The sequence below is a fragment of the Streptomyces sp. 3214.6 genome (genome assembly GCF_900129855.1).
In the GTDB taxonomy this organism is placed as follows: Bacteria; Actinomycetota; Actinomycetes; order Streptomycetales; family Streptomycetaceae; genus Streptomyces; species Streptomyces soliscabiei.
On the sequence record NZ_LT670819.1, the window covers coordinates 8,555,225 to 8,567,644 of the forward strand.

Here is a 12,420-nt window from a genome sequence, read left to right on the forward strand (position 1 = left end):
TACGACGGGGGTGGGGTGGTCCTGGACGGGGACGGTTCGAAAACAGGCCGAGGTGAGGCGGCCTCGGACGCGGACGGTGCCGACGTGACCTGCGGCGAGGTGGCCCCCGGCCGGGTCGGTTCGGGGGGTGTCGGGGACGTGGTGGTCCTCGACGTCGGTGGGTCGGGGGTGACGGCCGTTGCCTCGGGTGCCGTCAGCCTCACCGCGGCCGCTGCCTCGGCCTCGGCGTCTGCCTCGGCCGAGGGCACCGGGTTGTGCGCGCGCTCGGCGCTCGGCAGCGGGCTGGGCCGGTCGGCGTGCACCGCGGATGCCTGGACGTGCTCGGCACCGGTTGTCGGGCGGTGGGCCGCCGGCATGCCGCGCGGCTCGGGCGTGTTCGGGCCGTGTGGTGGCGCGACGGTGCCGTGTGCTGGGACGACGCTGCGGTGTGCTGGTGCCGCCGGATTGTGTGCCGGCACGCTTTCGGGGTGCGGCCGCGCGTTCCGGCCCTTGCGGGTCGACTCCGGGACCTCCGGTGTCGTGGCCGGGGGCCCGGCGGGCGGGGCCGAGTGGTGCGACGAGCTTCCCTCGGGCGGCGAGGACGGGCCCGAGTGGCGTCGTGAGGTGGCTTCGGTTTTGCCAGGCGTGGCCGGGTGGTCCGGTGAGGTGTCCTCGGCCTGGGGAGCAGCGGCCGGGTGGTGCGGCGAGGTGTCCTCAGGCCGGTGAGGGGCGGCCGGGTTGTCCGGTGAGGTGTCCTCCGCCCGGGGAGCGGTGGCCGGGTCGTGCGGTGAGGTTTCCTCGGGCAGGTGGGACCGAGCCGGGGCGGGTGGTCGCATGTCGTCGGACGGGGGAGTCGTCGTCGGGCTGGGCGGTGGCGTGCGTTGGAGTGTGGGCGGTGGGGCAGGGTCGCGGGGCGACGCACTGTGAGCCTCGGGGGGCACGCGGGAAGCTCTTCGGGATGTGTCCCGCGTACTCGGTGGAGGGGACGTGCTGTGCGTCGGCGCTTCGGCGGGCCGAGCCTCGGACGGTGTCGTCGGGGCGTGCGGCGAGGTGTCGTCGATCGCCGTCGTCGTCAGGGCGTGTGCCGAGGTGGCGTCGGTCGCCTCCGTCTTCGAGGCGGGCGGGGCGGTGTCTTCGGTCTTGGCTGCCGTCCTCGGGACGCTGCGTGTCCGGGGCTTGGGGCGGGCGCTCCGGGGTTTCGGGTGCTCGGCCGGTGCCTGTGGCGCTACCGCGGCGTCCGTGGGGGGCGCCTCGGCGCGCCGGCCGGGCGAGGACACGTTCGGCATGTCCTTCGGCGTCGCCGCCATGGCGCGAGGCGAGCGGTTCGGACGAGGAGGGGGGCTCTCGTCAGACGTGGACGGGCCTCCCTCCACGTCGGTGGGCCGGCCCGTGTCGACCGGCCCGGGACGGTCACCAGCCGGCGCAGCATCCGCACCTGACCGCGTCCGAGACGTCCGTCCGGGCGGCGCTGCCGTATCGCTGTCGGCGGCCCGGGGCCGGTCTCCCGGGAGAAGCGGCGAGGACGACGAGTGCCCGTCCGAGCCCGGCTCGCCCGTCGGCATGGAGGGCAAGGCCTCCGACGTGCCCGGGACGGGCGCCGCATCCGGCTCGTGAGCGGGGCCAGGGCCACCCTGACCGCTCGGCAGTCGCGGCGCACCCGGGTCGAACACGTTCGGCGTCAGCGGCCTGAGCCGCGGTCCCGGCGCCCCCAGCACCCGGTCCACGAAGTCGTTCATCCGGCGCTCGCCTCCAGATAGAACTGCCGCCGCGCCGGGCTGACCGCCAGCACGTCGGCCTCCGACCAGCCGTAGGCCCGCGCCAGGGTGTGCACCTCGTGCAGCAACTTGTGTGCGTAGCCGGAGACTTCGGTCCACAGGTGGTCGCCGATGTCCAGGGCGGCCTCCCAACGATGCTCGCACTGCGGGCAGTTCAGTACGAGTACGGTGTCGGCCCCCGGGTCGAGTTCCGGGAGCCGTCGGGCCACGTCCTCGAGGACCTCGTCGGGCAGCTCCTCGGCGGGTGGGCTGACGTGCACGACGCACCGGCGCAGCAGACTGCGACGCGCCAGGGGCGCCGTGGGATCGACGGCCCGGACGTCGCGGCCGGTGAGGGCCCGGTACGTGACCGTCATGCCGTACGTCGTCAGCGTCGCCGTAGCGGGCACGCGGCCCCCCGGGTGGGCGTCCGCGCTCGCCCCCACGGGCCTCAACTCCCCGGCCGCCACGGTCACATCAAGGCTGTCACCACACGCCGGGCAGTCCGCCGTGCAGGGCAGCGCGTCTCCGAAGGCACCGCAACGCAGCTCCAGCAGAAGGGCGTTGACGACGCTCAGGGGCAGGTCCGCGACGTCCTGACCGCCCGGCGCCGCCACCGAGGCGAGCAGAAGGGAGCGAGCCGCCGGGGTGCCGCCGAGCCCGCTTTCCCACACCTCCAGGACGTTCGCCTCCGTCAGTCGATGCGGCACGAGGTCACCCGGCGGTGTCGCTGAACTGCGGCTCCTGCGGCGGGTTGGTGTGCTCCCGCACCCAGCCGTGATGCTCCACCTTGATGTGCTCGAAGGCGACGGCGTTGGAGCCGGCGTCGAGTTCCGGAAGCCCCTGGTATTCGGAGACCCAGGCCTCGTGCACGGAGTAGGACAGCACCTGCTGGCCGCCCTCGTCGAAGACGTCGATGATGAGGTCCCGTCGGAAGTCCTTCAGGGACGTCTCCAGACCGCCCGCCGAGTTCTTCAGGCTCCAGACCCTGTTGGCCCACTCCTCGAACGCGGTGTCGATGGTGCAGCCGCGCTCCAGGCTGATGGCCTCGTACTCCGTGCGGCCGGGGAGCTTGCGGCTGGTGCCCGGGTCGCCGCCGTCGCGGTGCCGGATGACCTCGGTGGTGCGTTTGAGTCCGCTTACCTTGCTGATTCCGGCGATATAGGCGGTCTCCCCGCTGAACTTCACCCGGAAGCGAAAGTTCTTGAAGGGGTCCCGGCGCGTGACTTCCGGCATCGGTCGTCCTCCTAGACCTGGATCTGTCCGGCGAGCTGCTGGATGTGCACGATCACGAACTCCGCGGGTTTGAGCGGGGCGAAGCCCACGTGGATGTTGACGATGCCGCGGTCGATGTCGTTCTGCGGGTTGGTGTCCTTGTCGCACTTGACCAGGTACGCCTCCTGGGGAGTCCGGCCCTGGAACGCGCCCGCGCGGAACAGCGAGTTCATGAAGGCGCCGACGTTCAGCCGGACCGACGCCCACAAGGGTTCGTCGTTCGGCTCGAACACCACCCACTGCGTGCCCCGGAACAGGCTCTCCTCGATGAACAGGGCGAGCCGGCGCACCGGGAGGTACTTCCACTCGTCCGCGAGGCGGTCGGCCCCGCGCAGGGTGCGTGCTCCCCAGGCGACCGGCCCGGCGGCCGGCAGCCGCCGCAGACAGTTCACGCCGACGGGGTTCAGCCGGCCGATCTCCAGATCGGTCAGCGGCACCTCCAGATCACTGACCCCGCTCAACGAGGCATCGGTGCCGGCCGGCGCCTTCCAGACCCCCCGCTGGACATCGGTCCGCGCGAGAACGCCTGCCATGACACCGCAGGGCGGAAAGGGCCGGAGGGCGCCATCGAGGAGGGGGTCGGGCGCGAGGATACGGGGGTAGTAGACCGCGGCGTTCTTGTCGGACTCGTCGCCCTGGACTTCGTCCAGTTCTCCGAGGACGGTGTCCAGGTCACCCGTCCAGCTCGGCGGTGGGTCGACCAGGAGGATGGCTCGCCGATCCACGCACAGCTTTTGCGCCGCGTCCTTCAGATTCTTCGCCGCGTCGCCGATCCCATCGACGTCGGGCAGGCAGAGGATGTTGAAGATGTCCGTCTTCAAGAGCTGGTAGAGGCCCATCTTCTTCGCCATGAAACCGGCCTTCAGGCCGAGGTATGCCTCCACATCGTGGGGGCGTTCGTCCTCGTCGGCGTCTCCCGTCGCGGCGTAATAGCACGGTTTGCCATCTGTCGTGGAGTTGAAGGGATCGGGGTCCTTGGGGTCCGGATCCGGGTTGGCTGTCGGCATAGTCGGGGTGAGAGTCTCGACACGGACGAGCCGTGAGGACTGCAGGACGGTTTCCAGGTTGCGTGGACTGCCTGGCTCGATGCTGATGTTGAGGTACCGCTCCTGGGCACGGGTCTCCACGTCGTGGACCGTCAGGTTGAACAGCTTGCGCGCCGAATCCGGGGTGTCCTTGCCTTCCGAGGTGTCGTAGTCGACCCGAGCTCGGAGATTCAGCCCCCACCGTCCCGGGGAGGCGGCGACGAGAACGGCGGCGGGGGTGGGGGCGCTGGGAGTGGCCCCGCTCGAAGGGGTGGAGGACGCGGCCGCCTTGCCGCTGCCGCTCGTGTCGGCTGCGCCCTTCCCCTTCTTCTTGTCCTCGGGGGTGGCCCCCTCTCCGGAGGTGCCGGATGGGGCGGCGTTGTCCCCTCCGTCGCCACCGCCACCGCCACCGCCACCGCCGCTGCCGCCCGCCGCAGCGGGCGCGGGCGTGGACGCCGGCTGGGTGGCCGCCGTTGCGAGCGGACCGGCCGGAAGCTTCAGCTGGGCCACCATCAGGTCCTGCTTCACCACCCTGACGATCTCCGCCTCGCTCCCCCCGTTCAGATAGAACTGGTAGACCGCGTAGCTCATCGGGCAGTTCGCCTGAAGGCCGCCGAAGACGGCCTCGTAGTCGGCCCAGCCGGTGATGTGCACGGGCCGGTCGGCCGGGCCGCGCGGCGCGTAGCCGACGAACGCGGCGACCGAGGTCGGTACGCCCGTGATGGTCCTGACGGAACTCTTGACCTCGTCGACGTAGACGCCCGGGTAGGTGACGTTCACCGGCATGCCGGCCCCTTTCTCCTCCTGGACGCGCCGACCTGGAGGAACGCTGGTCGTGATCCGTGTTCACCGTATACACACGTCTCGTGACACTGCGCTCTGAAAGAGAACCGGCTGCGTCGATCAGGTGAGGAGCCGACCTTGTGTCAGCACAGGGGCACACCCGGCAGTTGGTTGTCCGGTGACCGGACGTAGATGTTGGTGATGTAGCCGCCGTACAGCGGCAGATAGGCCCACCAGTCGTTGACGTACGGCGGCACCTCGACCTGCTGGCCCTGTTTCTGGCAGCGGATCAGCACCTCCACTCCCGCCGGCAGCTTGGTGAGCGCGGTCGAGGAGGTGGTCGTACCGGCGCGGACGCGTACGTCGGTGCCCCAGGTGCCGAACCAGGTGCCGGACGGGTGTACGCCTCCGGGTACGTTCAGGGAGCGGACCAGCCGGTTGAGGTTGGTGTAGGCGGCGCCGAACGTGGTGCTCGTCGGCTGCAGGGTGAACACGGCGACGATCGAGCGGTCGCCGGTCCCGACGGTTCCGGTGGTGTGCAGCGCCCGCTGCGTCAGATCCACGTCGTCCGCCCCCGCCGCTGCCCCGGCCTTCACCCTCGCCCCCGCTCCGGCTTTCGCCGCGGTCGCGCCCGTGACGGCGGTCGTGTCGGTGCAGTTGCCGGAGTCACCGAAGCCGGACCAGCCCTGCTTGACCGCCCACGGCTTTTCGAACGACGCCGGGATGCCGAAGCGCTGGTCGAATCCGTCGGTGCCGCATCGCGTGGACTGTCGCAGGTCGCCCATGACGAGGGTGCGGACCGGCTCGGGCGCGCTGTCCAGGAGGTAGCGGTAGATCCGTACGGTGTCGGCGGCGGACAGCGCCGTGTAGCCCCAGAATCCCGGGTAGCCCGCCGGCGGCCCCGCGGTGTCGGCGAGGCCGAGGCGGGCGACCATCCGGGTGACGATCGCGCTGCCGCCGTTCTGCGCCCAGTAGTACGAGGCGCTCGCGTCGTCACTGGAGCGCAGCATCGTGTCGAGCCGCGCACGGTCGTCCGCGGGCAGGCTGTAGTCGGGGCCCCGGTTCCACAGGTGGTCGACTGCGATGAGCAGTTTGACGACCGACGCGGACCGGAACCGCATCCGCGGATTGAGCTGTTCGGTGAAGGTCGCGGTCTGCCGGTCGAAGACCGCGACCCCCGCGGTCACCCCGGCCGGGACCTCGACCGCCCGCGCGGCGGTCGGCGCGTCCCGGGGCGCGGCCGGCGCCTGCCCGGACGCGTGCGCCGTCGGCGCGGCCGCGCCGACCAGGACCGCCGCCAGGAGACACCACCTCAGGACGACCGCGAGGCCACCCCCTACTCCTGCGCGTCTGCCTCGTACTGACCCGTACATCAGGATCCCCCGATCCTCGTGTGCCCGTGCAGTTGTCGATCCAGGAGCAGTCAATGTCCTGACCGCTCCCGCGGGAACCTCAGACATACGAGGGTCGGGCGGGAGCCACGGCCTACAGGATCCGGGCGAGGAGCAGGGCGACGTCGTCGTGGTCGTCGGGGTGGCGCAGGCCGTACAGCAGGAGGTCGCAGATCTCCTCCATGGGCCGTTCGGGTTCGTCGAGGAAGTTGAGGAGGACGCCGAGGCGGTCGTCGATGGAGTGGTGCCGGGTCTCGACGAGGCCGTCGGTGTAGAGGACCAGCAGGTCGCGGGGGACGAGGTCGGTCGTGGTGGTCTCGAAGGGGACGCCGCCGACGCCGAGCGGGGCGCCCGAGGGCAGGTCGAGCAGCCGGGGGGCATGGCCGGGGCCGGCCAGCGCGGGCGGCATGTGTCCCGCGTTGGCCATGCGGCACTGCCTGGTGCGGGGGTCGTACACGGCGTACAGGCAGGTGACGATGTAGTGCTCCAGATCGCAGGTGATCTTGTCCAGGTGCTGGAGCACGGCCCTGGGTTCGAGGTCCAGGTCCGCGTAGGCGCAGGTGGCGGTGCGCAGCCGGCCCATCGTGGCGGCGGCGTCGATGCCGTTGCCCATGACGTCCCCGACGACCAGCGCCGTCTTGTCGTCGGTCAGCGGGATCACGTCGTACCAGTCGCCGCCGACCTCGCTGGTGGCCTGCGCGGGTTGGTAGCGGGAGGCGAGGTCGAGGCCGGTGTGGTGGGGTGCGTGGTCGGGCAGCAGACTGCGCTGCAGGGTGAGGGCGGTGTTGCGCACGCTCTGGAACCAGCGGGCGTTGTCGATGGCCACGGCCGCCCGGCCGGCCAACTCGGAGGCGAGGACGACGTCGTCCTCGTCGAAGGGCAGCGGATTGCTGGTGCGCTTGAGGTCGAGGGCGCCGAGCACCTCGCCGTGGGCGATCAGCGGCACCGCGAGATACGAGTGGACGCCGGCCCGGGCCAGCAGCGAGCCGGCCTCGGCGTCCCGGGCGATACGGGGGAGGTCCTGGTCGCCGACGTGCCGCACCAGCACGGGCCGGCCCGTGTGCACGCACAGGGTGACCAGCCGGTCGCCGTCATAGGCCGCGAGGTCACCGGGCGGGTCGGCGGCGCGCAGTGCCACGGTGGGGTGGGCCGCCTTGAGCGCGAGGGCGCGGAACAGCTCAGGGCCGTCGTCCGGCCGGCGCGCGCGGCGACAGGCGAGCGCGGAGTCGAGGACGTCCACGGCGACCACGTCGGCGAGCTGGGGGACGGCGATCTCGGCCAGTTCCCGGGCGGTCTCCTCCACCTCCAGCGTGGTGCCGACGCGCACGGAGGCGTCGGCGATGAGGGCGAGGCGGCGCCGGGCCCGGTCGGCCTCCGCGGCCGCGCGGTGCCGTTCGGTGACGTCGACGACCGAGGCGGCCGCGCCCAGGATCCGCCCGCCGGGGTCCTCGAGCCGGTAGAAGGACAGGGACCAGGCGTGCTCGTGGTCGGGGTCGGTGGGCGGGCGGCCCACGTGGTACTGGTCGAGCAGCGGCGTGCCGGTGGTGAGCACCTGACGCAGCGCGGACTCGATGGTGTCGACGTCGGGCAGCGGCAGCGTCTCCCTGAGGCCACGGCCCACATGGTCCTCGGCGGGGATGCCGTCGATGCGTTCCAGCGCCGGGTTGACGAGGAGGTAGCGCAGGTCGGGGTCGAGGAGGGCCAGGCCGATGGGGGACTGGGTGATCAGCCGCTCGCACAGCGCCAGATCCGTCTCGACGCGCTGGAGCAGGGTGTGGTCGGCGGCGATGCCCAGGGCGTAGACGTCGCCGACGTCGTCCTGCAGCCGCATGTTGCGGAACTCCATCAGACGGCTGCTGCCGTCCTTGTGCCGGATGGGGAAGGTGCCGGCCCAGCTCCGGCCGGTCTCCAGCACCTCCGTGAACAGCCTCACCACGGCCTTGAGATGTTCGGAGTGGATGAACAGCCGCGCCGCGTACTTGCCGAGGGCCTCGTCGGCGGTGTACCCGAAGAGCTCCTTCGCCTGCGGGGTCCAGAACACGATGCGCCCGTCGGCGTCGAGGACCATCGCGGACACGCTCAGCATGTCCAGCAGACCGGTGGGCGGGGGCGCGGAGCGGTACGCGTCGCCGTCGGACCGGGTGGGTTCGGCTGTCATCGCGGAACCTCCTCCAGCCCTTCCATGCTCCCTCCCGGCCGCCGTGTGCGGTAGCGGAGCGGGGCATCGGCGGGCGCCTGCGGTGCCGTGCGGATCGGACGGACAAGCAGGACCATGGTGATGTGGAGGATGGCGCACCCATGGATTTCGCGCGAGAAGACTCCGACGCCCCGATGCCCACCGGCGCGCGCGATCTTCTCGACGCGGCCACCGACGCGGCGGCGGTCGTGTCCGCGGACGGTGTCGTGGTCGGCTGGACGAGAGCCGCTCAGGCGCTGCTCGGCCACCCGGCCGCGGAGGTGGTGGGCCGCTCGGCCGCCGACCTGGCCGCGATGGACCGGGATCCGGCGCGGGTGGCAAGTGTCGCCGAGCGCTGTCGCGCGGGCATGGGGTGGAGCGGCCGGGTCCTGCTGCGGCACCGGGACGGCCACGCCGTCGACGTCGATCTGCGGGTCTCCGCGTCGTTCCGCGTCGGTGCGCAGGAGTGCTTTCTGCTCTCCGCTCGCGGGCAGAGCCGGCAGTGGACGGTGGGTCAGTCCGTCCTCGACGGGTTTCTGACCCGCTCTCCGGTCGGCATGGCGGTGATGGATCTGCAACTGCGCTACGTGTGGCTGAACGACACGTTGGAACGATTCGGCGGTGTGCCCCGCGCCCAGCGGCTGGGGCGCCGGCTGAGCGAGCTGCTGCCCGGGCTGCAGGCGGAGGCCCTCGAGGGGCTGATGCGCAAGGTCCTGGAGACCGGGGCCCCGATCACCGACTACGAGTACCTCGGCTGGAGCTGGGCCGACCCGCACCGCCGGCGCGCCTACTCCACGTCCTTCTTCCCCCTGGTGAGCGCCGACGACTCGGTGTCCGGGGTCTGTTACATGGTCCAGGACGTCACCGAGCGATGGACCGCCCGCCAACTGCTGGCGCTGGTCAACGAGGCCGGGACGAAGGTCGGCACCACGCTGGACGTGATGCGCACGGCCCAGGAGCTCGCCGACTTCGCCGTCCCGCGTTTCGCGGACTTCGTCGTCGTCGACCTCCTGGAGCCGGTGCTCAGCACCGAAGGGCACGGCGCGTGGCTGACCGACGCGGGACCCGCGCCCGCCAAACCGGTGATGCGGCGCGCCGGGATGGCGTCGGTGCGGGAGGGCTGCCCGGAGGCCGTGGTCCGCGTCGGCGATCCGGTGGACTTCGTTCCTCCCACGCACGACGCGCGGCTGCTCATCGACGGCGAGCCGATCCTCATCCCGGTCCTCGACCCGTCCGAGGAGGTGTGGCGGTCCGAAGAGCCCGAGCGGGCGGCGAACATCCGCCGGTTCGGACTGCACTCCCTCATCTCCGTGCCGATGCGGGCCCGCAACACCGTCCTGGGCCTCGCCACCTTCGTACGGTCGCTCAATCTCGTCTCGTTCCGGCCCGACGACGTGCTGCTGGCCCGGGAACTGGTGGCGCGGGCGGCGCTGTGCGTGGACAACGCCCGCCGGTACACCCGGGAGCACACGGCGGCGGTCACCCTGCAGCGCAGTCTGCTGCCGCACGCCCTGCCGGGCGGCACCGCGCTGGAGGTGGCCTCCAGCTACCTGCCCGCGGATCCGACCGACGGGGTGGGCGGCGACTGGTTCGACGTGATCCCGCTGTCCGGGGCCCGGGTGGGGCTCGTCGTCGGCGACGTGGTGGGGCACGGCATCGCCGCCGCGGCGACCATGGGCCGGCTGCGCACCGCGGTGCAGACCCTCGCCGACATGGAGATGCCGCCCGACGAACTGCTGGCCCACCTCGACGACCTCGTGCTGCGGCTGAGCGCCGAGAACACCGACGGCACGGCGGCACAGCAGGGCACGACCGCCTTCCTCGGCGCGACCTGCCTGTACGCCGTCTACGACCCGGTCGACAGGCGGTGCACGATGGCCCGGGCCGGACACCCGCCGCCCGTCGTCGTCGCCCCCGGCGGACAGGTGTCGTTCCCCGAGCCGCCGGCCGGGCCCCCGCTGGGACTCGGCGGGATGGCGTTCGAGTCCACCGAGATCGAACTTGCCGAGAACAGCCTGATCGGCCTCTACACCGACGGCCTCATCGCGGGCGCCGACCGTGACCTGGAACAGGGCATGACCCGGCTCGGCGAGGTACTGGCCCGGTCCGGCACCGATCTGGGGACGATGTGCACCTCGGCGGTGCGGCAGCTCGTGCCCGTGCCCCAGCCCGACGACATCGCCCTGCTCCTGGCCCGCACGCACGCGCTGGCCGCCGACCGCGTCGTCTCCTGGGAGGTCCCCGCGGACCCGGCCGCCGTCGCCGAGATCCGGGCCCGGGCGACCCGCCAGGTGGCGGCCTGGGGGCTGGCGGAGCTGGCCATGACGTCCGAACTCATCGTGAGCGAGCTGGTCACCAACGCCGTCCGCTACGCCACCCCTCCCATCCGGCTGCGGCTCCTTCTCGACTCGCGCCTGACCTGCGAGGTCTTTGACGCCAGCAGCACCGCCCCGCGACTGAGACACGCCCGGATCACGGACGAAGGGGGTCGCGGCCTCTTCCTGGTGGCCCAGCTCGCCCACCGATGGGGCGCCCGGTACACGACCGCCGGAAAGATCATCTGGGCCGAGCAGGAGATCCCGTGACAGGGCCGGGTCCGGCGCGGCGCGCGTCGGCTCACCAGCTGGGCTTGGCGACGTTGCCGTAGGACCAGTGGGAGCCCTTGGACATCTCGAAGTGCAGATGCGGTCCGGTGGAGTTGCCGGTCGTGCCCACCTTTCCGAGCTGCTGTCCGGCGGCGACCTTCTGCCCGGCCTTCACCTGCCGCTGCGAGAGATGGCAGTAGGTGTAGACGTGACCGTTGTCCGCTGCCAGCCCGATCCACTGGCCGTATGCGTCGCCGGCGCCGTTCGACCAGGCGATGGTGCCATTGCGCACGGCGACCACGGGAACCCCGGGCCTGGCGGCGAAGTCCTCCCCGGTGTGCCGGCCGACACCGTCGGGCCGCCACTGGTAGGGGCCGGGCTGGTAGAAGGCGAAGGTGACCTTGTGCCCCGGCACGGGCGACGGCACATGTCCCTTGCCGGAGGCCGCGCCGGTGCAGTCGACCTTGAAGCCGGCGTGGCGGCCGAGGGCGGTGAGGGAGGTGCAGCCGGGTGTGCCGTCGGCGTCGGCTCCTTTGAAGCCCTGGGCCAGCTGTTCGGCGCGGTAGGCGGCTCTGGTCTGTTCGCCGAAGAGGCCGGTGGCGCCGTCGGGGATCTTGTGTCCCCGGGCGATGAGGGCTTTCTGCACGGTGCGTACGTCCTCGTTCTTCATACCGAAGCGGACGTGGGACAGGGCGACCATGACAGGCTCCTAGTATCCGTGGGGAGCGCGGTGCGGGTCCGCCTGTTGGACGAGGGCGGCGAAATTCGAGCCGGACCGGTTCACGTGATAGCGGGCGCGTACGTAGTTGATCGTCGCGGACATGCACGCCACCACGTCGTAGGGCGTGGTGGCGGTGCCCGCCTGGTGGTACGCGGCGAAGGTGGTCGGAATGCACTGGGTGGCGCCGCGGGAGCAGTTCAGCGGGTGACCGTCGGCAGCCGTCGGCCCGTGCGCGTTGACGTCCGTGGTGTTCACCCGGAACTTCGGGCTGTTGTGGGCGGACTCGCGCTTGGTGATGGTCGTGAGCGCGGGAACGCCGAACTTCGGCTCCATGCCGGTCAGTTGACATGCCGTACGGGCGTAGCGCTGCATGGCTGCTTCCCCGGAGTCGTCGCCGGGGTCGCGGTAGGTGACCTGGGCGAGGCTGAGCCGTCCGCCGCCGGAGGCGGGCGCCGCGCCGGTGCAGTCGACCTTGAAGCCGGCGTGGCGGCCGAGGGCGGTGAGGGAGGTGCAGCCGGGTGTGCCGTCGGCGTCGGCTCCTTTGAAGCCCTGGGCCAGCTGTTCGGCGCGGTAGGCGGCTCTGGTCTGTTCGCCGAAGAGGCCGGTGGCGCCGTCGGGGATCTTGTGTCCCCGGGCGATGAGGGCTTTCTGCACGGTGCGTACGTCCTCGTTCTTCTTACCGAGGCGCACGTTGGACAGGGCGACCATGACGGCTCGGCTCCTCTCGTCTC

At 71.7% G+C, this 12,420-nt stretch carries 8 protein-coding genes; 1 reads left to right on the forward strand and 7 read right to left on the reverse strand.

Annotation, left to right across the window (positions count from 1 at the left end; genetic code table 11):
* Positions 1-1,711: 1,711 nt before the first annotated feature.
* From B5557_RS38665 to B5557_RS38685, 5 genes are all read right to left on the reverse strand, one after another.
* On the reverse strand, positions 1,712-2,443 hold the full coding sequence (locus tag B5557_RS38665; protein ID WP_079663854.1) for a hypothetical protein: 732 nt from the start codon (positions 2,441-2,443) through the stop codon (positions 1,712-1,714).
* Positions 2,444-2,447: 4 nt separating this feature from the next.
* Entirely contained in the window at positions 2,448-2,969 is a 522-nt protein-coding gene (locus B5557_RS38670; RefSeq protein ID WP_079663855.1) for a phage tail protein, read from the reverse strand.
* Between the two features lie 11 nt (positions 2,970-2,980).
* Positions 2,981-4,819 (reverse strand): phage tail sheath family protein, encoded by a 1,839-nt coding sequence (locus tag B5557_RS44570; protein WP_079663856.1) that lies wholly within the window; start codon positions 4,817-4,819, stop codon positions 2,981-2,983.
* A 140-nt stretch (positions 4,820-4,959) separates the two neighbouring features.
* On the reverse strand, positions 4,960-6,189 hold the full coding sequence (locus B5557_RS38680; protein WP_079663857.1) for a hypothetical protein: 1,230 nt from the start codon (positions 6,187-6,189) through the stop codon (positions 4,960-4,962).
* Between the two features lie 112 nt (positions 6,190-6,301).
* Positions 6,302-8,365: a SpoIIE family protein phosphatase gene (locus B5557_RS38685; RefSeq protein ID WP_079663858.1), complete on the reverse strand. Its 2,064-nt coding sequence runs from the start codon at positions 8,363-8,365 to the stop codon at positions 6,302-6,304.
* Between the two features lie 140 nt (positions 8,366-8,505).
* On the opposite strand from B5557_RS38685, the gene B5557_RS38690 reads away from it, so the two are divergent.
* Positions 8,506-10,968, forward strand: a complete 2,463-nt coding sequence (locus B5557_RS38690; RefSeq protein WP_079663859.1) for a SpoIIE family protein phosphatase — start codon at positions 8,506-8,508, stop codon at positions 10,966-10,968.
* Positions 10,969-10,999: 31 nt separating this feature from the next.
* Here B5557_RS38690 and B5557_RS45795 read toward each other — a convergent pair whose 3' ends face one another.
* Positions 11,000-11,668, reverse strand: coding sequence for a peptidoglycan DD-metalloendopeptidase family protein (locus tag B5557_RS45795; protein WP_079663860.1), 669 nt, complete (start codon positions 11,666-11,668; stop codon positions 11,000-11,002).
* A gap of 9 nt (positions 11,669-11,677) precedes the next feature.
* Complete coding sequence (locus B5557_RS43340; protein ID WP_107472673.1) at positions 11,678-12,397, reverse strand: peptidoglycan-binding protein; 720 nt, start codon at positions 12,395-12,397, stop codon at positions 11,678-11,680.
* Positions 12,398-12,420: the final 23 nt, after the last annotated feature.